Origin of the sequence: Amycolatopsis sp. NPDC051106, assembly GCF_040682775.1 — a bacterium.
Taxonomy (GTDB): domain Bacteria; phylum Actinomycetota; class Actinomycetes; order Mycobacteriales; family Pseudonocardiaceae; genus Amycolatopsis.
The window spans coordinates 18,984-38,828 of sequence record NZ_JBFBBQ010000049.1; the positions used below are offsets into that span (position 1 = coordinate 18,984).

Annotated in this window: 18 protein-coding genes; 2 read left to right on the top strand and 16 right to left on the bottom strand. The window is 74.0% G+C overall.

Annotated features, from left to right (window positions below; genetic code table 11):
- Positions 1 to 4 precede the first annotated feature (4 nt).
- Together AB0M83_RS30560 and AB0M83_RS30565 are read right to left on the bottom strand one after the other, a co-directional pair.
- The gene (locus AB0M83_RS30560) at positions 5 to 955 is read right to left on the bottom strand and encodes a phosphoglycerate dehydrogenase (protein WP_364522016.1); all 951 of its coding nucleotides are present in this window, start codon (positions 953 to 955) and stop codon (positions 5 to 7) included.
- Positions 952 to 2,217, bottom strand: a complete 1,266-nt coding sequence (locus tag AB0M83_RS30565) for an MFS transporter (RefSeq protein ID WP_364522018.1) — start codon at positions 2,215 to 2,217, stop codon at positions 952 to 954. Before AB0M83_RS30565 ends, AB0M83_RS30560 begins: the two co-directional genes overlap by 4 nt.
- A 102-nt stretch (positions 2,218 to 2,319) precedes the next feature.
- On the opposite strand from AB0M83_RS30565, the gene AB0M83_RS30570 reads away from it, so the two are divergent.
- Complete coding sequence (locus AB0M83_RS30570; RefSeq protein WP_364522020.1) at positions 2,320 to 3,021, top strand: GntR family transcriptional regulator; 702 nt, start codon at positions 2,320 to 2,322, stop codon at positions 3,019 to 3,021.
- A gap of 4 nt (positions 3,022 to 3,025) precedes the next feature.
- Here AB0M83_RS30570 and AB0M83_RS30575 read toward each other — a convergent pair whose 3' ends face one another.
- Genes AB0M83_RS30575 through AB0M83_RS30585 form a run of 3 tightly spaced genes read right to left on the bottom strand, consistent with a single transcriptional unit; the run spans position 3,026 to position 7,712 of the window.
- Positions 3,026 to 5,062, bottom strand: a complete 2,037-nt coding sequence (locus AB0M83_RS30575; protein ID WP_364522022.1) for a hydantoinase/oxoprolinase family protein — start codon at positions 5,060 to 5,062, stop codon at positions 3,026 to 3,028.
- Positions 5,059 to 6,621, bottom strand: a complete 1,563-nt coding sequence (locus tag AB0M83_RS30580; RefSeq protein ID WP_364522024.1) for a hydantoinase B/oxoprolinase family protein — start codon at positions 6,619 to 6,621, stop codon at positions 5,059 to 5,061. The genes AB0M83_RS30575 and AB0M83_RS30580 overlap by 4 nt, the downstream gene beginning before the upstream one ends.
- Positions 6,618 to 7,712, bottom strand: coding sequence for a tartrate dehydrogenase (locus tag AB0M83_RS30585; RefSeq protein WP_364522026.1), 1,095 nt, complete (start codon positions 7,710 to 7,712; stop codon positions 6,618 to 6,620). Before AB0M83_RS30585 ends, AB0M83_RS30580 begins: the two co-directional genes overlap by 4 nt.
- An 89-nt stretch (positions 7,713 to 7,801) precedes the next feature.
- On the opposite strand from AB0M83_RS30585, the gene AB0M83_RS30590 reads away from it, so the two are divergent.
- Positions 7,802 to 8,719 (top strand): LysR family transcriptional regulator, encoded by a 918-nt coding sequence (locus tag AB0M83_RS30590; protein ID WP_364522027.1) that lies wholly within the window; start codon positions 7,802 to 7,804, stop codon positions 8,717 to 8,719.
- A 211-nt stretch (positions 8,720 to 8,930) separates the two neighbouring features.
- On the opposite strand, the gene AB0M83_RS30595 is transcribed toward AB0M83_RS30590, so the two are convergent.
- From AB0M83_RS30595 to AB0M83_RS30645, 11 genes are all read right to left on the bottom strand, one after another.
- On the bottom strand, positions 8,931 to 9,839 hold the full coding sequence (locus AB0M83_RS30595; RefSeq protein ID WP_364522029.1) for a PfkB family carbohydrate kinase: 909 nt from the start codon (positions 9,837 to 9,839) through the stop codon (positions 8,931 to 8,933).
- Complete coding sequence (locus AB0M83_RS30600; protein ID WP_364522031.1) at positions 9,836 to 11,308, bottom strand: cytosine permease; 1,473 nt, start codon at positions 11,306 to 11,308, stop codon at positions 9,836 to 9,838. The genes AB0M83_RS30595 and AB0M83_RS30600 overlap by 4 nt, the downstream gene beginning before the upstream one ends.
- Positions 11,256 to 12,311: an ADP-ribosylglycohydrolase family protein gene (locus tag AB0M83_RS30605; RefSeq protein WP_364522033.1), complete on the bottom strand. Its 1,056-nt coding sequence runs from the start codon at positions 12,309 to 12,311 to the stop codon at positions 11,256 to 11,258. Before AB0M83_RS30605 ends, AB0M83_RS30600 begins: the two co-directional genes overlap by 53 nt.
- A 50-nt stretch (positions 12,312 to 12,361) precedes the next feature.
- Entirely contained in the window at positions 12,362 to 12,964 is a 603-nt protein-coding gene (locus tag AB0M83_RS30610) for a DM13 domain-containing protein (RefSeq protein WP_364522035.1), read from the bottom strand.
- Complete coding sequence (locus tag AB0M83_RS30615; RefSeq protein WP_364522037.1) at positions 12,961 to 13,545, bottom strand: hypothetical protein; 585 nt, start codon at positions 13,543 to 13,545, stop codon at positions 12,961 to 12,963. Before AB0M83_RS30615 ends, AB0M83_RS30610 begins: the two co-directional genes overlap by 4 nt.
- A gap of 94 nt (positions 13,546 to 13,639) precedes the next feature.
- Complete coding sequence (locus AB0M83_RS30620) at positions 13,640 to 14,755, bottom strand: GntG family PLP-dependent aldolase (protein ID WP_364522039.1); 1,116 nt, start codon at positions 14,753 to 14,755, stop codon at positions 13,640 to 13,642.
- A 16-nt stretch (positions 14,756 to 14,771) separates the two neighbouring features.
- Positions 14,772 to 14,957, bottom strand: a complete 186-nt coding sequence (locus AB0M83_RS30625; protein ID WP_364522041.1) for an MbtH family NRPS accessory protein — start codon at positions 14,955 to 14,957, stop codon at positions 14,772 to 14,774.
- The gene (locus tag AB0M83_RS30630) at positions 14,954 to 16,510 is read right to left on the bottom strand and encodes an argininosuccinate lyase (protein ID WP_364522043.1); all 1,557 of its coding nucleotides are present in this window, start codon (positions 16,508 to 16,510) and stop codon (positions 14,954 to 14,956) included. Before AB0M83_RS30630 ends, AB0M83_RS30625 begins: the two co-directional genes overlap by 4 nt.
- Positions 16,511 to 16,676: 166 nt before the next feature.
- Positions 16,677 to 17,921, bottom strand: coding sequence for an ATP-grasp domain-containing protein (locus AB0M83_RS30635; protein ID WP_364522045.1), 1,245 nt, complete (start codon positions 17,919 to 17,921; stop codon positions 16,677 to 16,679).
- Positions 17,873 to 18,907, bottom strand: a complete 1,035-nt coding sequence (locus tag AB0M83_RS30640) for a pyridoxal-phosphate dependent enzyme (protein WP_364522047.1) — start codon at positions 18,905 to 18,907, stop codon at positions 17,873 to 17,875. The genes AB0M83_RS30635 and AB0M83_RS30640 overlap by 49 nt, the downstream gene beginning before the upstream one ends.
- Before the next feature lie 5 nt (positions 18,908 to 18,912).
- Positions 18,913 to 19,845 (bottom strand): kinase, encoded by a 933-nt coding sequence (locus AB0M83_RS30645; RefSeq protein ID WP_364522049.1) that lies wholly within the window; start codon positions 19,843 to 19,845, stop codon positions 18,913 to 18,915.

Below are 19,845 nucleotides of genomic sequence, written 5' to 3' on the forward strand. Positions count from 1 at the left end.
GTCCTCATTTCTCTCCGTTCACCACGTGCCGGGCCCGGCCTTCGAGGGCCGCGACCAGTTCTTCGGCGCCGCGCAGGCCCGCGGCCCGCCGCGCTTCGGCGGTCTGCCCGGCAAGGTGCGAGTAGACGACGATCCCGTCCACGCCGCGCAGCGGACTGCCGGCGGGCAACGGCTCCTCACGCACCACGTCGAGCGCCGCCCCGGCGATCCGGCCGGAGCGCACGGCCGCCACGAGCGCGTCTTCGTCGACGATCGCGCCCCGGGAAGTGTTGACCAGCACCGCGGTCGGCTTCATCCGGTCGAACGCCGCGGCGTCCAGCAGTCCCCTGGTCCGCTCGGTGAGCGAGGTGTGCACCGAGACGTAGTCCGAAATGGACAGCAGCTCGGCCAGCCCGGTGAACCGGACGTCCGGCCCCCGCAGCCCGGCCGGCACGCCCGTGGTGCAGACGACGGTCATCCCGAACGCGTGGGCCAGCGGCACGATCGCCCGCGCCGCGGAGCCGTACCCGATGAGCCCGAGCGTCGAGCCGCGCAGCTCGTGCCCGTCCTCGCGCGGCCACTTCCCCGCCGCCACACCGGAAGCCGACCGCACGAGCCGCCGCGCTCCGGCGAGCAGCAGCCCGAAGGTGTACTCGGCGACGGCGTTGGCGTTGACGCCCGGCAGGTTGCTCACGCTGATCCCCTGCCGGGCGGCGGCTTCGACGTCGATGGAGTCGTACCCGACGCCGGTCCGGACGATGACGCGCAACTTCGGCGCGCGGGCCAGCACCTCCGCCGTGAGCGGCTCATTGGCCACCAGCGCCGCGTCGATAGCGTCCAGCGCCGCGACCAGCTGCTCGGGAGCCCGCTTGCCGGCCATCGGCGAGTGCACGGTGTCCAGTCCGGCGCCGCGTAGGTACTGGTCGACCTCGTCCCCGGGGCGCAGGTAGTCGGTGGTGACCAGGACGCGGCTCACAGCACCCGCCCGTCGGTCCGGCGCCGCTGCACCACGGCGACCCGGGCCACCAGCAGCACCGCGATCGCCGTGACGAGCCCGACGTCGAGGAGCAGGAACGGCCACCCGGTCACGTCGACCATCCCGCCGACCAGCGCCGGGCCGGCGAAGCCGCCGGCCGACCAGCCGACGGTGTAGAGGCCGGTGTAGGTCCCGAGCACGCGGGCCGAGGGCGCGAGGTTCCACAGGACGACCGCCATGTTGACCATGAACGCCGAGGCGCCCGCGGCCGCCACGCACATCGCGACGACCGTCCCGGTGGGCGTCCGCACGATCGTGCCGAACACCATGGCCGCGCCGAACACGGCCATCCCGATCAGGATCACCCGCAGCCGGCCGAAGCGTTCGGCGAACAGCGCGACCGGGTACGCGGCGGCGATGAACGCGATCCCGCTGGGCAGGGTGATCCCGCCGGCGTCGCCGCGGGACAGGCCCAGGGTTTCGATGCCGTAGTTGGTGATGAGCGAGCGCGACGCGAACCACGCGCCGCCGAAGGCGAAGACGGCCAGGATCACGAGCAGCCGGCTGCGGTCGGCGTCCCGCACGAGGTCGAGCAGGACGTCGCGCATCCGCACCCGGGGCCCGGCGTCCTGTTCGGCGCGATCTTCCTCGAGCGCGGCCTGGTAGGCCGGGGACTTGCTGTCGCGCACCCGCCAGGCGAGCACGCCGACGGACACCAGCATCAGAACGGCCGGGATCGCGAAGGACAGCTTCGGGAAGTCGTCGATCAGGAAGATGCTGATCAGCGCCGCGACGATCACCGTGATACTGGAGGCGATCTTGACCGCCGCGTTGGCCCGGCCGCGCCGCTCGGGGGCGATGAAGTCCGGGAGCAGGGACTCGGCGATCGGCTTGAACGAGTTCGCGACGAGCGCGTAGCCGAACATCACGAGGACGAGCAGCGGCAGCGAAACCGCGGCGTGCGGGATGAGGACGAACAGCAGCGCCGCCACCGGCATGCCGGCCACGAGGTACGGGATCCGGCGGCCCCACGACGTCCGGGTGCCGTCCGACCGGTTGCCCATCCACGGCTGGATGAAGATGCCGAGCAGGTTGTCCATGCCCATCAGCGCGCCGATGAGCGCCGCGCTGCCGACGTGCTCGCGCAGCAGCGGGGGGACCTGCGAGTCGTAGAGGTTCCACGTCGACTCCTGCGCGAAAACCGCCAGAGCCACGAAGAACGTGATGCGTCCCGTCCGGACGCGCGGGGTGGTCAACGTCATCGTCGGCACCTCTCCCTCCATGGTGACCGCCACCGTACTTTTGCTATAGCAAGACGGTCAATAGTTGCAAGCGAGTTTTGCCATCGCCAGTAGGCTGGGCTCATGACGGGTGAGGCAGTGCAGACCGAGACGCTGGCCGACCGCGTGTACCGCGCGCTCCGCGACGCGATCACCACCGGCGAGCTGCGCCCGGGCCAGAAGGTCACCGAACGCGGGTTCGCCGAGCGGCTGTCGGTCAGCCCGACGCCGGTGCGCGAAGCCATCCGGCGGCTGGAACAGGACGGTCTCCTCGAACGGTCCGGCCCGCGGACGGTCAAGGTGGCGATGTTCGGCGGCGTCGCCGTCCAGGACCTCGCCGAGGTCGAAGTCGGCCTGCGCGGCATGGTGGCCCGCTTCGCCGCCCGCCACGCGACGCCCGAGCAGCTCGACGCGCTCGACGCGGTCCTCGACGAGGCCGACGACCTGCTCATCCTCATCAAGCAGCGCCACGAGTCCGGGCAGGACGTGGCCAAGCACGTCGGGCGGCTCTTCGACGCCATGCAGCACTTCAACGGCCTGGTCGAGTCGTGCGCCGGCAACCCGGTGCTCGTCCGCCTGCTCGACCAGACCCGGGTGTTCTCCTACCCGGAGCGGCGCTCCCGGGTGCTCGAACGCGCCAGCGTCGACGACACGTTCGGCCTGGACCGCTACACGACCCACCGCGCACTCGTGCGCGCGCTGCGGGCCGGCGACTCGGCGAAGGCCGAGGCACTGGTGCTCGAAGACGCCCGGGGCGGGCTCGGCGACCTGCTCGCCGGCCGGTGACGGCTCACGCGATGTCCACGAACAGCGTCAGGTCGTCGCCGACGCGGATGCGGCAGTCCGGCCCGAAGGAGCACGAGGACTCCCGTTCCTCGAAGACGGCCGGCCCGGTGAGTTCCGTGCCCGGCCGCAGCCGGTAGCGGTCCCAGACGGTGGCCCGCAGCCGGCTGTGACCGGGGAAGTGCACGTCCCGCTCCCCGCGCCGGGGGTCGCCTTCGGCGGGCGCGCATCCCAGCTCGACGTCGTGGCCGGGCAGCTGGGCGGAAAGACGCCAGCCGACCACCTCCACCGGCCCGTCGAGGGTCCGCCCGAAGGCTGCCCGGTACGCCTCTTCGAAAGCCTCCCGGAGGCGGCCGTCCGCGGGCACTTCGACCTCGATCTCCGAGCCCTGGCCCAGGTAGCGCAGGTCGGCCGAACGCCTCAGCCGGACGCCGTCCGCGGTGCCCAGCACGGCGGTGGCCTGCCCGGCCAGCTCGTCGTACAGGACGTCCACGCCGTCCCAGTCCACTTCGGACAAGGGCGACGGCAGGCTGCGCGACAGGTCCACCGTCGGCGCGGCGACGAGGAACCCGTAGGCGGACATCACCCCGGCGCGCATCGGGACGATCACCCGCCCGATCTTCAGCTGCTTCGCCAGGCCGTAGGCGTGCACCGGGCCCGCACCCCCGAACGCCACCAGCGCGAACCCGGCGGGGTCGCGGCCGTGCTCGGCCAGGTGCATCCGGGCGGCGGCGGCCATGCTCGCGGTGGCCACCTCGACGATGCCCGCGGCCGCGCCGGTCTCGTCCAAGCCCAGCGGGTCACCCACCTCCCGGGCGAGAGCCTTGCGCACCTCGGCGGTGCGCAGCCGCAGTTCGCCGCCGAGGAAGGCGTCCGGGCCGAGGCAGCCGAGCACGAGGTCGGCGTCCGTGACCGTCGGCTGCTCGCCGCCGCGGCCGTAGGCGACCGGCCCGGGCACCGACCCGGCACTGCGCGGGCCGACCTTGAGCAGGCCGAGCGAGTCCGGCGCGGCGATCGAGCCGCCGCCCGAGCCGATCTCGATGAGGTCCACGACGGTCAGCTTCACCGGCAGTCCCGAGCCCGGCTTGAACTTGTCGACGCGGCCCGCTTCGAAGTCGTGCTTGCGCCGCGGTTCGCCGCCGCTCACGAGGGCGATCTTGGCCGTGGTGCCGCCCATGTCGAACGACAGGACGTCCGGTTCGCCGGCCCGGCGGGCCACCGCGGCGGCGGCGATCGCGCCGGCCGCGGGCCCGGATTCGAGCAGGCGGACGGGGAACTCCTTGGCGTCGGCCAGGGTGGTGACGCCGCCGCCGGAAAGCATGACGTGCAGCGGCGCGTCGATCCCCAGCGCGGCCAGGTCGTCCCGCAAGGCGTCGAGGTAGTGCGCCACCAGCGGCTGGACGTAGGCGTTGAGGCACGCCGTGCTCGCGCGCTCGTACTCGCCGAGCACCGGGGTCACCGCGCTGGAGAGCGTCACCGGCAGGTCCGGGTGGGCCCGCGCGAGCAGGTCCCGGACCCGCCGTTCGTGCCGGTCGTCGCGGTAGGAGTGCAGCAAAGCCACAGCCACCGCTTCGACGCGGTGCGTGAGCAGGTCCCGCACCTGGGCCAGCACGGCGTCGTCGTCGAGGGGTGCCAGCTCGGTGCCGTCGGCGGTGAGGCGGCCCGGTACCCCTCGGCACAGGTGCCGCGGGACGAGCGGGGCCGCCGGGCGGGCGTGGAGGTCGGTCGTGTCGAACCGGGTCTCCCGGGCCAGCTCCAGGGTGTCCGCGAACCCTTCGGTGGTGAGCAGCCCGACGACGGCGCCGGTGCGTTCGAGCAGCGTGTTCGTCACGAGTGTCGTGCCGTGCACGACCCCGGCCACCGCGCCCGGCGGCGTGCCGGTCTCCGCGAGGAGCCGGGCGATGCCCGCGGTGATCGCGTCGTGCGGCGCGTGCGGGGTGGTCGGCAGCTTGCCGGGCCAGGTCAGGCCGCGGGCGGGGTCGTGCAGCAGCAGGTCGGTGAACGTGCCCCCGACGTCCACGCCGATCCGGACGGTCCGGCTCATCGGCCCGCCTCCGGTGCGCCGAACCCGCCGCCGCCGGCGAACGAGATGACGACCGAAGCGCCGGGCGCCAGCTGCGAGATCGACTTCAGCGGCACGCGTTCGCCGGTGTCCAGCACGGCCTGGGCCGGCGCCCCGGCGCCGCCGCCCGCGACGCCGAGCGCCGGGTGCCGTTCGCGGTCGCCGTGCAGCACCATCTGCACCGGGCGGCTCGTCGGGTTGTGCACCTCGACGTCCTGCCCGAGGCCGCCCCGCCGTCGTCCCGGGCCGCCCGACCCGGCCCGCAGCTCCTTGCGGACGAACCGCAGGGGCGACGCGGCTTCGAGGGCCTCGACGCTTCCGCTGCCGGAGTTGGTCGGGAACGCCGTCGCCGAGAGGCCGTCCTCGTGCTTCGACGCGCCCATGCCGGCGTTGGCGAAGAGCATCTGCGCGAAGGGACGGCCGGCGTCGTCGACCCCGGCGAACCGGACGCGCAGGGCGGGCGCTCCCCCGCTGTCGGCGATGACGCGGTCCGGCAGCACCGGCGCGAGCGCGCGGTAGATCGCGCAGGACAGCAGGTGCCCGGTCAGGTGCCGCGCGACGACCGGCGCCGGGAACACCGGGTTGACGATCGTGCCCTCGGGCGCGGTCACGGTGATCGCCCGGTAGGAACCCCAGTTGGTGCGCGTGGCCGGGTCGAGCAGGATCTTCAGCGGGTACACCGAGTACGCGCGGGTGTAGTTCAGCGTGGAGTTGGTCGGGAACGGGACCTGCGGGGACGTCCCGGTGTAGTCGATCCCGATGGTGTCGCCGCCGATCGTGACCGCGCACTCGATGTGCGTCGGGTGGCCTTCGACGCCGTCCGCGTCGACCCCCGCCCGGTACACGCCGTCGGGCAGCTCGCGGATCGCCGCGCGCATCGCGCCCTCGGTCATCGCGTGCACCTGGTCGGCGAAGGCCTCGAAGTCCGGCTCGCCGAAGTCCTCGAGGAACTCCCGGGCGCGCCGGCGGCCCACCGCGTGCGCGGCCGCCTGCGCCTCCAGGTCGCCCCACAGCTGGTCGGCGAGGCGGACGTTGGCCAGCAGGAGGTCCCGGACGCCGGGCTCGACCCGGCCGGCGCGGAACAGCCGCAGCGGCGGGATCAGGAGGCCTTCCGACATCAGGTCCGTGGCGCCGAGCGACGGCGTGCCGCCGATGTCGGGCGAGTGCGCGGCGGTGCCGGTGAAGGCGACGAGCTCGCCGCGGTGGAAGACCGGCGCGAGCATCGCGATGTCGGGCAGGTGCCCGGTCGCGATCCACGGGTCGTTGGTGACGACGGCGTCGCCGTCCTCCCACTCCTCGACCGGAAAACGCCGCAGCACCAGGGAAGTCAGGGAGCTCATCAAGGCCGCGAAGCCGGGGATCCCGGCCCGCGACTCGGCCATCGTGCGGCCGCGGCGGTCCATCAGGACGACGGTGTAGTCGTTGGACTCGCGGATGATCGTCGAGAACGCCGTGCGCAGCATCGTCGACGCGGCCTCGTCGGTCGCGGCGGCGAGCCGGTCCCAGCGGACCTCCAGGCCGATCGGGTCGAAGCCGCTCATGTCGGCACCCGCTCCCCGACGGCGATCCGCCCGGCGATCGCCGTGCCGAGGCCCTCGGTCGTCCCCGGGCCGCCGAGGTCGGGGGTGAGCACGGCCGGCTGCTCGTCGAGCACGCTCTCGATCGCGGCGACGATCCGCGCGGCGGCGGCCGGTTCGCCCAGGTGGTCGAGCATCATCGCGCCGCTCCAGATCTGCCCGACGGGGTTGGCGATCCCCCGCCCGGCGATGTCGGGGGCCGATCCGTGGACCGGCTCGAACAGGCTCGGCCAGGTGCGGTCCGGGTTGATGTTGGCGCTCGGGGCGATCCCGATCGTGCCGGTGCACGCGGGCCCGAGGTCGGAGAGGATGTCGCCGAAGAGGTTGCTGGCCACGACGACGTCGTAGTTCCCGGGGCTCAGCACGAACTTGGCCGCCAGGATGTCGATGTGGTCCTTGTCGGCGGTGACGTCCGGGTACCGGGCCGCCATCGCGGCCGCCCGCTCGTCCCAGTAGGGCATCGAAATGGCGATGCCGTTGCTCTTGGTCGCCCACGTCAGGTGCTTGCGCGGCCGCGCGGCGGCGAGGTCGAAGGCGTAGCGCAGCACGCGGTCCACGCCGGTGCGGGTCATCACCGTCTCCTGCAGCACGGTCTCCCGGTCGGTGCCCTCGAAGACGCGGCCGCCGATGCTGGAGTACTCGCCCTCGGTGTTCTCCCGGACGACGAGGAAGTCGATGTCCCCGGGCCCGTGGTCGCGCAGCGGGGCGCGCACGCCGCGCAGCAGCCGGACCGGCCGCAGGTTGACGTACTGGTCGAACCCGCGGCGGACCTTCAGCAGGCTGCCCCACAGCGACACGTGGTCGGGGACGACCTCCGGCCACCCGACCGCGCCGAAGAAGATCGCGTCGAAGCCGGCGAGCACCTCCCGCCAGTCCGGGGGCAGCATTTCGCCGTGCTCCAGCCAATAGCCGGCGGAGGCGAAGCCGAATTCGGTGGTCTCGAGCTCGAAGCCGTGGACGTCGGCCGCGGCGCGCAGGCAGCGCAGTCCTTCCGGGACGACCTCGCGCCCGATGCCGTCGCCGGGGATGACCGCGATGCGGTAGCGGTGCTGCACTGGACGCTCCTCGCAGTGGGGGTCCCTCCACTGTGGGCGGTGGCCGGGCGCCCGGGCAAGATCGCCGGCGGCAACCTATCCTTTCCGCCATGGAAAGACTGGACGACCTCGGCTTCTTCCACGTGGTCGCCGTCAGCGAGACGCTCACGGCCGCCGCGCGCGAGCTGGGCGTCTCGCTGCCGGTGGTCAGCAAGCGCCTGAAGGCACTGGAGCAGCGGCTCGACGTGCGCCTGGTGCACCGCGGCGCGCGCCGGCTCGCGCTCACCTCCGAAGGCCGGCTCTACGCCTCGCGCGTCGAGGCGATCCTGGATCAGGTGCGCGAGCTCGACGACCTGGTCAGCCACCGCTCCGGCGACCTGCGGGGCTCGATCGTCGTCCAGGCGACCCTCGGGCTCGGCCGTGCCCACGTCGCGCCGCTCGTCGGCGAGTTCACCGCGCTGCACCCGCGGGTGCGGATCCGGCTCCACACGTCGGCGCTGCCCCTGCGGCCGCACCGGCGCGAGTTCGACCTGGCCGTGCACGTCGGCGCGCCGCCGGACTCGACGCTGCGGATGCGCCGGCTGGCGCGCAACCGCCGCGTGCCGTGCGCCGCACCGTCCTACCTGGACCGCCGGGGCCGTCCCGAGCGGGTCGAGGACCTGGCCGGCCACGACTGCATCGTGCTGCGGGAGAACGAGGGCGACTTCGCCCTGTGGCGCTTCGGCAGCACCGCGCACCCGCGCCAGGTGCGGGTGCGCGGCAGCCTGTCGAGCGACGACGGCGACATCGTGACGGACTGGGCGCTGCAGGGCCGCGGGATCGTCATGCGCTCGGAATGGCAGGTCCGGGCCCACCTGGACAGCGGCGCCCTGGTGCGGGTGCTCCCCGGCGTGCCGACGCCGCCCGCCGACATCTACGCCCTGCTGGCCGACGACGTCCACGTGCCGCGGCGGACGAACGAGCTGATCGGGCACCTGGCCGCCCGGCTGCCGGAACGGCTCGCTTTCCCGTCGCCGCAAAGTGGTTGACCTCGGGAGCGGCCGGTACCGACCCGTCCGCCCAGACTCCGGCCGCGCCGATGCGGTGAATGACCCGTTCACCTCGCCCGACGACATGGATGACTCATTCCTGTCATCACGCGACCCACCGCCCGTGTCGATCGGCGCGGCGGACCGGATCACCCTGCCAGGCGGCGAAACGCCCGGCGCCGGCGCGGGCCCGCATACCGGCGAAGCGGTGCTACCCGCGGTCACCGAGTTCCTGCCGGCGAGCCGCCAGTAGTGCGCCGACCTCCGCGCGCGACGGGCTCGTCGCCGGGCCGTAGCGCCGGACGGCGATCGCTGCGGCCGCGTTCGCGCGTTCGGCCGCGACGAGGAGCGGCTCCCCGTGCAACAGCTCCGCCGCCAGCACCCCGGTATGGGCGTCCCCCGCGCCGTTGGTGTCCACCGGGTCGACCGGGAACCCCGGGACGCGCACGGTCACCCCGTTCTCCACGACGTCGCAGCCCGCCGCGCCGACGCGCGTGACCCGCACGGGCACGGACCCGACACCGTCCACAGTGGACATCACGGCGGCTTCGGCCGCGTTGCACGAGAGGATGTCGACGTGCGGCAGCACCGCCCGCCAGACACCCGGGGCGACGTCGGCCGCGAGCGGGCCGGGGTCCAGCAGCACCCGGTGGTCCGCCACCGACGGAAGCCAGTCGAGCAGCGCCTCCCGGTTGGACTCCCGGAGGAGGCTGTACCCGCTGACGTACACCAGGTCCTCGGGCGACAGGCGCACCCGGCGCAGGTGCTCGGCCGTGAGCGTCCCCTCGGCGCCGGTCTCGGTGATGAAGGTCCGTTCGCCGGCCGCGTCGACCAGGACGACGCACACGCCCGTGTCCGAGCCGGCCGGGAGCTGGACGAGCTCGATCCCTTCGGCGGCCAGGGCTTCCCGGACCAGGTCGCCGGACCGCCCGGTCCCGTGCTCGCCCGCGTAGACGACGGCCGCGCCGGCGCGGGCCGCGGCGGCCATCACGTTGAACCCGCCGCCCGCGGTGAAGCGGACGTCCGAGGCGAGCACGTCACCGCCCGGGGGCGGCAGCGCCTCGACCCGCATCACGAGGTCGACGACGGCCTGCCCGGTGTGGACGAGCCGGCCGGTCATCGCCGGATCCTCGCACCGCCGAGCGCGGCGTACAACCCGGAGCCCACGGCGAAGGTGACGACCCAGCCGAGGCCGTTGGTGCCGAGCCAGGTACCGGCGAGGGGCCCGGTGAACCAGGCGTCGTCGCCGGTGCCGGCCGTCGTGAACAGGTAGCCCGCGACGATGGCCGCGGCCCAGGCGAGCAGGGCGCGGGGTTCGCAGCCCGCGCGGTACCAGTACGCGCTCGTGCGGTGCACGTCCATCAGCGCCGCCGGGTCGTAGTCCCGCCGGCGCACCATGTCGACGAGGAACACCCCGACCCACGCCGTGATCGGCACCGCCAGCAGGCTGATGAACGCGATGAACGGGCCGTAGAAACCGTCGGCCACGAGCATGAAGTACAGCGAACCGAGGAACGTCACGACGATGTCGACGACCACCGCGTACACGCGCTTGAGCCGAATGCCCAGGGTCAGCGTGGTGAGGCCGGCGGAGTACACGGACAGGTGATTCGAGAGCAGCAGCCCGCCGAACGCGGCGATCAGGTACGGCACCGCCATCCAGCTCGGCAGCAGCTCGCGGATGGCCGCGACCGGGTCACCCGCCGAAGCGAGCGAGGGGTCGTCGGCCGAGACCAGGCTGCCGAGCGAGATGAGCAGTACCAGCGGGATCCCCGCGCCCGCCGCGGCGGAGGCGACGAGCGAGCCCGCCCGCACGGTGGGCGACTGGTAGCGCGACATGTCGGCGGACGCGTTGGCCCAGCCGATCCCCGTCCCGGCGGCGATGGTGCCGACGCCGGCGATCATCGCGCCGACCGGCGCCGGCGACGCGGCGAACACCTGGCCCCAGTGGATCCGGGTGACCAGGCTGACCGCGACGACCACGTTGAGCGCGCCGAAGATCCAGGTCGACCAGCGCTGCACCGCCACCAGGACCGCGTGGCCGAGCCCGGAGACCGTCACCGTGAGCAGGACGAACAGCGCCACGCCGGCGATCGTCAGCGCCGGCGACGCCTTGGCGTCCGCGTTCGCGCCGAACAGGATCGCGCACAGGGAGAGGAACGCGAACGCCGCGGTCGTCGTGTTGACCGTCTCCCAGCCGAGCCGGGACACCAGCGAGACCACGGTCGGCCCGATGTTGCCCCGGACGCCGAACACCGCGCGCGACAACGTGAGCCCGGGCGCGCCACCGCGCCGGCCGGCGATCGAGACGACGCCGACGACCGCGAACGACCCGGCGGCGCCGAGCACCGCGACGATGGCCGCCTGCCAGAACGCCAGGTGCTGCACCGCGACCAGGGTCGCGCCGAGCGGCAGCCCCAGGATGCTGATGTTCGCGGCGAACCACACCCAGAACAGCTGCATCGGGTGCCCGTGGCGCTCGCCCGCGGGCACGGGTTCGATGCCGCGGCTCTCCAGCGCTCCCGTCCGCCGCGCGCTAGTCACCGTGTCCGCGGCGTCCGGGCCGGGGACCTGAGCTGAATCGACCATCGTTACCTCGCACCTGCAGGAGGCCGTCCACGATGACGGCCAGATCGAGCCGGTTGACCGCGCGCACCTTATCGACCAGGCCGGCGGGCAGTCCGGAAATCCCGTGGTGTGCGCCGAGGATCGCCCCGCACACGGCTGCCACGGTGTCGGTGTCGCCGCCGATCCCGGCGGCGAGGGTCAGGGCCGCCACCGGGTCGTCGCCGAGTGCTTCGGCGAGCGCGAACGCGGCGACCACGGATTCCTGCGCGGCGACCGACGTCCCGATGACCCGGGTGAGCGCGTCGGCCAGCGCGGCGCGGTCCAGGCCCCGCACCCAGCCCCGCGCCCAGGCGATGCGGGCCGCGATGTCCCCGCCGGCGATCCAGTGGCCGCGCTGCGCACCCTCGGCGGCGGCGCGTTCGGCTTCCCCGAGGGAAGTCCCGAGGTCGGCACCGTCCACGCCGGACGAGACGGCGGCGGCGACCGCGGCGGCCGCGGCGATCCCCAGGCCGGTGTTGTGCGTGACGCGGCTCGCGGCGACGACGGCGTCGAGGAAGCCTTCGCCCAGCGGAGTGGCGATGCCGATGGGGGTGATCCGCATGGCGGCGCCGTTGGTGGCCCCGTCCCGGCCGGCTTCCTCGGCGGCGGCACCGGCGTCGAGGCGGTCGAGGGCCCGACGCGTCGAGGGACCGAGCAGGTCGAGCGACCCGCGCCGGATCATGTCCGCCTCCCACTCCCGCAGGGCGGTGGCGAAGGCGTGGGCGTCGATCAGGCCACCGCCGTCGATGGCGAGCCGGGCCACGAGGACGGCCTGTTCGGTGTCATCGGTGACCGACCCGGCCGGCATCCCGGGGGCGATCGGCTGCTCGGCGACGGCGTCGACGAACCCGCTGATCGGCCCGTAGGCCCGCGCGATGGCGGCGCGCGACATCGACTGCGTCGGCATGCCGAGGGCGTCGCCGATGGCGAGACCGTAGAAGGCGCCGAGCGCGCGGTCTCGCACGGAGGACGACCAAGTGGACATGTACAAACATGTACAGTCCGGGTGGACGACGTGTCAAGCCTGGTCAGCGTTCAGGCGCGCTCACCGGAGAGAGCGGCCGCGCCGAACGACACGTCGAACCGGTCGCACCAGATGCTCACGCTGGTGTAGCCGGCCAGGTCGGTGCCCGCCGGCAGCAGGTAGTTCTGGTTGCCCTTGTTGCCTTTCAACTTGCCCGCGTCGAGGTACCGGCCGTCGTCGAACAGGGCCCAGCCGTCCTTGCCCGGCTTCACCGGGGCGTCGCTCAGCCAGACGTGCACGTCCGGGCCGCTGCTCGTCACCAGGTTCTCCAGGCGCAGCACGAGCGCCCCGTCGGCGGCGCGCAGGATCCGGACGGTGCCCGCGGTCCGGTGCTCGTGGCTGATCAGCTTCCCGGTCGCGACCTCGGCCGGCGCCGCGGGCGAAGACGACGGTGCGGGCGAAGAAGACGGCGCGGCCGGCTGGGACACCGAAGGCGGGGACACCGGCTGGGACTCGGCGGCCTCGGACACGGGCGCGGCGAGCGGCAGGGACTCCTCGACCGTCTCGTCCACCCAAAGCCGCCACGGCTGGAACCAGTACAGGCCCGCCGCGACCGCGACCAGCCCCGTGACCAGGACACCGGCGACCCGGCGCCGGGTGAGCAGTCGGCTCATGCCGTTCTCCTGCCTTCCGCGGTTCGCTCGCCGGCGAGGTACACCCACGACAGCCCGGCGGCGACACCGAGCATCGTGACGACCCCGCGCGGCCAGAAGATGTGACTGTCCAAGAAGGACACGCTCGCGAGCAGGAGGACCACCCCGCCCGGCAGCGCCCACCACCCCGCGCGCAGGACCGCCGCCACGGCGATCAGGACGCTGGCCACGAGGAAGCAGGCCGCGCCGACGTGGCCCAGCAGGTCGCCGGCCGTGAACACGGCGCCGACGACCGGCGTGGCGCCGTGCTGGGCGTGGACCACCGTGCCGCCGGCGATCCCCGCGACGGCGTCGAGCCCGCCGTAGAACGCCGCGTACCCGAACGCCGCCACCCACCCGGGCCACCGGAGCCACGGCGGTGCGGAGGCCAGCAGGTACCACTGCGCCAATGCCAGCAACGGGAAGACCGGCAACAGGATGATGTGCAGCGTGGTCCACCAGGGCGCCGTGGCCGCGTCGAGCTGGGCGGGGTGCACCACGCCGAACCCGGCGAGCAGCAGCCCCGGGACGGCGACGAGGAAACCCCGCAGTGACTTGGACACCGGGCGACCCTAGCGGCGACCGGCCGGGGAACCGGCGGTCCGGCGGATTAGGAAAACCTTACGGCCGGGGCGGCACACGCCCCGGCCGTGCGGGTCACCGCACCATGGCGTCGTGGCCGAGGAGGTCGCCGAACACCGACACCGCGCGGTCCACCGCGTCGTCGTCGACGCCCGCGTGGGTCACCGCGCGGATGCGGTCGGTGCCCAGCTCCTCCACCCGGATCCCGCGCCGGCGGGCCGCCTCGATCAGCGTCCGGGTCGTGTAGCGGTCGTCGCGGACCTTGAAGAACACCATGTTCGTCAGCGGCGGGCCCGGGTCCAGCCGGACGCCCGGGATGCGCGACAGGCCGCGGGCCAGGCGCGCCGCGCGGGCGTGGTCGTCGGCCAGGCGCTCGGTCATGTCGGTCAGCGCCACGATGCCGCACGCCGCGATCATCCCGGCCTGGCGCATGCCGCCGCCGAGCATCTTGCGCATCCGCCGCGCCGCCGCGATCGTCACGCGGTCGCCCACCAGCACCGAACCGATCGGCGCGCACAACCCCTTCGACAAGCAGATCTGCACCGTGTCCGCGTGCTTGGCCACCTCCGCCGCGCTGACGCCGAGCGCCACCGCCGCGTTGAACAACCGGGCGCCGTCGAGGTGCAGCGCGACGCCGTGCGACCGGATCAGCCGGGACACCTCGCTGAGGTAGTCCAGCTGCAGGGGCAGCCCGCCGCACCGGTTCTGCGGCGTCTCCAGGCTCAGCACCGCCGGGGGCGCGATCTGCGGGTCGCTGCGGTCGACCGCGCACGCCTCGGCGATCGCCGCCGGGTCGATCGTGCCGTCGGGCAGGTTCGGCAGCGGGTCGTAGACGATGCCGCCGCACAGCGACGCGCCACCCGCTTCGTAGACGTACACGTCGGACTCGTGCCCGACGATCGCCTTGCCGCCGCGCGGGCAGTGCGCCAGCAGCGCGGTCAGGTTCGCCATCGTGCCGCTCGGCATCAGGCAGCCGGCCTGCTTGCCGAGCAGCTCGGCGGCGAGCTGCTCCAGCCGGTCCACGGTCGGGTCCTCGCCGTAGACGTCGTCGCCGAGCGGGGCGCGCGCGGCGGCCTCCAGCATCGTGGGCGTCGGCAGGGTGAAGGTGTCGCTGCGCAGCTCGACGTAGGTGTCCTTGGTGGACGGAGTCTCCGGGCGGAGGGTCGCGAGGTCGTCGGCGAAAGTGGTCACGAGGGGCTCCTGAAGGTCAGCGGGTGGCCATGCGCTCGCGGAGGCTCCGCGGGCGCATGTCGGTCCAGACGGTGTCGATGTGCGCGAGGCACTCCTCGCGGCTGCCGGTGACGCCGGCGCTCAGCCAGCCGGGCGGCAGATCCCGCCCGGCGGGCCAGATCGAGTACTGGTCTTCGTCGTTGCGGACGACGGTGAAGGTCACGGGATGCTCCGGGGGTCGATGAGGGATCGGACGGCGTCGTCGAGGCCGGCTTCGGCCTGGCTCCAGCGCCGGCGGCGTTCCTCGGCCGCGGCGCGGATCCGGGCGAACCCCGTCTCGGCCGCGGCGACGGCGGCGAGCACGGACTCGCGCGCCGGGCCGCCGCCGTGAGCCGCGTGCTGGGCGACTTCGGCCGGGTCGAGCGCGGCGAGAACGTGCTCGGGCTGCCCGGCCAGCCGGACGCGGGCGACGTCGTGCAGCTTCACCCCGGCGTCGAGGGCTTCCTTGGCGATGGCGCCGACTTCGTGGTGGGCCTGCCGGAACGGGACCCCGGCGTCGACGAGCCGTTCGGCCAGGTGCGTGGCCGCGGTCTGGCCGTCGACCGCGCGTTCGTACATGCGCTCCGGCACCGGCTCGGCGCCCTCGACGACGAGCCGCAGCAGGACGACGGCGTCGGTCGCGGCTTCGAGCGCCGACCACGCCGGGGCGACGGCTTCGGTGCCGACGGCGATGGCGTTGGTGAAGCGCGCGGTGGCCATCGCGCTCGCCGACGCGGTGAATGCGCCGAGCGGGGCGAGCGCCCGGCCCTGGACGTGTTCGAGCAGGAACGGGTTGCGCTTCTGCGGCATCATCGAGCTGGACCCGACGACGTCGTCGGCCAGCCGCAGCAGCCCGGCCTCGGCGCTGGTCCACGCCTGCAGGTCGTGCGAGACGCGGCAGAGCAGCACGCCGAGGACGGTGGCCGCGGAAAGCTGGCGCAGCACCAGGTCCCGCGACGCGACGGCGTGCAGCGAGTTCGGGATCGGGGTGGCGAAGCCGAGCAGCGCGGTGGTGCGGTGCTGGTCGACCGGCAACGAGGTGCCGCCGACCGCGCCCGCGCCGAGCGGGTTCTGGTCGATCTCCGCGCCGGCCTGCCAGACACCTTCGACGTCGCGGACGAGCGCGCTCGCGACGCCGGCGAGGTAGTGGCCGTAGGTGATCGGGACGGCGGGCTGGTGGTGGGTGTAGGCGGGCATGGTGACGCCGGCCCAGCGCCGGGCCCGGTCGAGCAGGGCGCGGCCGAGGGCGTCGGACTCGGCGAGCAGGCGTTCGTGCGGTTCGCGCAGCCGCAGCCGGACGACGGTCGCGTTGAGGTCGTTGCGCGAGCGTCCACTGTGGAGGATCCCGCCGACCTCGGCGCCGAGGGTGTCGATGAGGTGGGACTCGTAAGCGAGGTAGCGGCCGCGCGGCGCGGGGACGTCGTGCAGCGGCGCGAAGCCTTGCCACCGCAGGCTTTCGATGCCGCGGAGGAGTTCCCCGGCGCGGGCCCGGTCGACGATGCCGCGTTCGGCGAGCATGACGACGTGGGCGCGGTCGACCTGGCTGATGAGCCCGAGTTCGGCGGCGACCGGATCGGGGGCGGGGGCGGTGTCGCGGTCGAAGAGGATCTCCCGGGCCGCGGCGGAGATGGGGCTGCTGAGCCGGCCGGTCCCGCCCGGCGCGGGTGCCGGTCGTGAGTGGCAAGCCGGGTCAGCACCCGACTCGGCACTCAGGACCCCTGGCTGCGCGATGGTCATCGAGGTGCTCCTTCCGGGGTGTCCGGGTGGGGTGGGGTGGCGGGTCCGGACGCAGTGAATGACTCATTCCTTGCGCCGGATGCCGGGAATGGGTCATTCACTGCATCGCGACGGCGGTTTCCGATGAGCCCGGCTTGCGCCACCGTGGTGATGAGGAACCGCAGGGTCATCGGGCTTCTCCCTTCGGGGCGGGGACCAGGGCGGCCCGGAGCCGGTCCAGTCCGGCGGCCGCCGCCGCGCGGGCGCCGCGGGGGCGGTCGGCCACCGCGAGGACGTGCCCGGCCCGGTCGCGGTAGTCGCGGGCCGGGCGGACCACCGTGCCGTCGGGCCGGTACAACCGGCCCTCGGCGACGCCCGGCACCGTCGACGCCTTCGCCACCGCGTCCCCGGCCGCGACCACCGAGGAGGACGTGGCCGTCAGGAAGCGCAGCGACGCACACGCCCGCCGGGAAGCCCGCAGGTCCGGCGGCAGGCCCAGGACCGCCGCCACCTGCGCCGCCACCAGGTCGACGCCCGTCGACGCGCGGACCAGCTCCGGGATCATGCCGCCCGCCGGGCGCGGGTTGACCTCCATCAGCCACGGGCCGGACGGGGTCAGGCGGATCTCGACGTGGGCCGCGCCGAAGCCGAGGCCCAGCGCGGTCACCGCCGCCCGGGCCGTGTCGATCAGCGCCGTCTCGTCCAGCGGCGGCAGCGCGGCCGGGACGTCGTGGCCGACCTCGACGAAGAACGGCGCCGGCCCCAGGTGCTTGCGCACCACCGCGACCACGACGTCGCCGAACAGTTCCACCGAGTACTCCGGCCCGCTGGCGTAGGGCTCCACCAGCACCTGCGCCGGCACCGGCAGCCCGCGTTCGTTGTGCGTCACCGAAAGCAGCGCCGCCGCCTGGGTGGCCACCGCCTCCGGCGTCTCGCACCGGAGCACGCCGACGCTCCCCGACCCCTCGGCCGGCTTGAGCACCACCGGGAACTCGGCTGCCGCCGCGACGGCCTCCGCCACCGAAGTCGCCACCGTGCACGGCGTCCCGAGCACCGCCCGCTGGTGCGCCTTGTTCCGGCACTCCGTGACGGCCAAGGGATCCGGCCCGGGCAGGCCGAGCTTCGCCGCGATCCGGGCCGCCACCGGGATGAAGTACTCCGAGCTGCTGGTCACCCCGGCGACCTCGCCGGTGTCCGAATCCAGCACCGCGCACGCGTCCGACGTGTCGCACCGGACGACGCGGACGCTGTCCTCCGCCGCGTACGGGTACCGCGAAGGGTCGGCCGCGGCCAGCACCGGCTCGTACCCCAGCTCCCGGGCCTGCCGCGCGAACAGCCGCCCGGTGCCGGTGGTGTTGCTCTCGACGAGCAGCAGCGTGCCCTTCACGACGCGTCGGCCAGCGAGCGCCGGCCCCAGTTCAGCCAGGTCCACGACCCACCCGGCTCGGTCGGCGCGACGACCTCGTACGGCTCGGCCGCCCCCGTGTGCGCGAGCCCCTGCGCGCGCAGCCACTCGTCGGAGTACACCGTGTCCTGGTAGCGGTAGCCCTCGTCCGGCAGCAGCGCGACCACGGTGGCGTCCGGGTTCCGGCGCGAGAACCAGTCGGCGACCTTGAAGGACGCGCCGCTGGTCGGGCCCATGAACAGGCAGTGCCGGGCGTACAGGTCCCGCGTCGCGGCGAACGCCTCCGCCGCGCCGATCCAGTGCACCTGGTCGTAGCCGGTGTGCTCGACGTTGGGCGGGACCAGGCTGTTGCCGAGCCCGCGCAGGACGCGGGGGCCGTCGGGCTGGCCGAAGATGGCGCTGCGCTGGGTGTCGACGCCGATGAGCGTCAGGTCCGGGACGAGCATCCGCAGGAACGAGCTCGTGCCCGACGTCGACCCGCCGGAGCCGACCGCGCCGACCAGGCAGTCGGGCACGCCGATCGTCTCGGCGAGCTGCTCGGCCACCAGCGCGTACGACCGCGGGTTGTCCGGATTGCTGTACTGGCCCGGTACCCAGTGGTTCGGGTACTCCGCGCGCAGCTCCTCCAGCCGGTCGAGCCGCGCGCGCTGGAACCCGCCGACCGGGCTCGGCTCCGGGCAGATCTCGACGCGGGCGCCGAGGTGTTCGAGCCGGCGCTTCAACGGCGCGTCGATGGCCGGGTCGCCGACGATCGTGAGCGGGTAGCCGCGCAGCCGGCAGACCATGGCGAGACCGAGGCCGAAGGTGCCCGACGACGTCTCGAGCACGGTGGTGCCGGGGCCCACTTCGCCGCGTTCTTCGGCGCGGTCGAGCATGAACCGGGCGGGCAGCAGCTTCATCAAGCCGAACGCGGCGACGTGGAAGCCGGGCCGGATGCGGATGATCCGGGGCAGCTCGGTCGCTTCCACGACGGACCGGCTGACGGAGTGGCTGACGGGGGCGGCAAGGGTCATCGGACTCACCTCTCGGTTTCGAACTGCCAGGTCTCGGTCACGCCCAGGGCGGCCAGCCGCGCGGCGGCGAACTCCAGCCGGGCCGGGGTTTCGGGGTCGCCCGCGTCGAAGAGCAGGCCGGCGACGTCGCCGCTGTGGGCCACCTGGACGCCGGTGGCCCCGGCCGCGCGGGCGGCGGCGAGCACGTCGTCCAGCCCGGGAATGGGCAGGTGACGCTGGTTGAGCACGGTGCTGGCGGTGGCGACGCGGCCGAGCAGGCCCGCGTCCCCGTCGCGCACGGCCCGCCGCAGCAGGCCGCGCAACGGCCGGAACGCCTCGATCTCCCACGACGTGTAGCGCGCGGGCGGGAGCTCCAGGGTGTCGACGCCGCGCCCGCCGGGGCTGGTACCGAACCCCAGCACGGCCACCGGCATCAGCTCCCCGAGGTCCTCGATGGGCTCGCCTTCGCGGTGCGCGAAGACCACGGCCCGCCCGCCGTACATCAGCGAGTCCGACGCCGTTTCGGCCTCGACGGCCAGCGCGCCGACTTCGGCGGGCGAGAGCCGGCGGCCGGTCGCGGCGAGGACCGCGCCGATCGCCGACGTCACGTCCGCGGTCGAGGAACCGAACCCCCGGCACAGCGGGATGTCACTGGTGATGTCGAGCAGCCCGCCCGGGACCGGGTGCCCGAGCCGCCCCAGGGTGAGGTCGGCGGCGCGGCGGGCCTTGCTGCGCCACGCGGGACGCACGGTGGTGCCGGCATCGTCGGTGGGCAGGAAGGTCGCGCGGGTGCTGTAGAGCGGGCACGGCAGCGTCACCAGGCCGCGGCGGAGCCGGCCGTCGGTGACGAACACCCCTTGCAGGATCTCGCCGTGGTGGGCGTCGACGCGGAAGCTGCCCGCGCGCGGGCTGGCAACGGTGGCGGGGGCCGGTGCGGCGACCGCGAGGTCTTCGGTCAT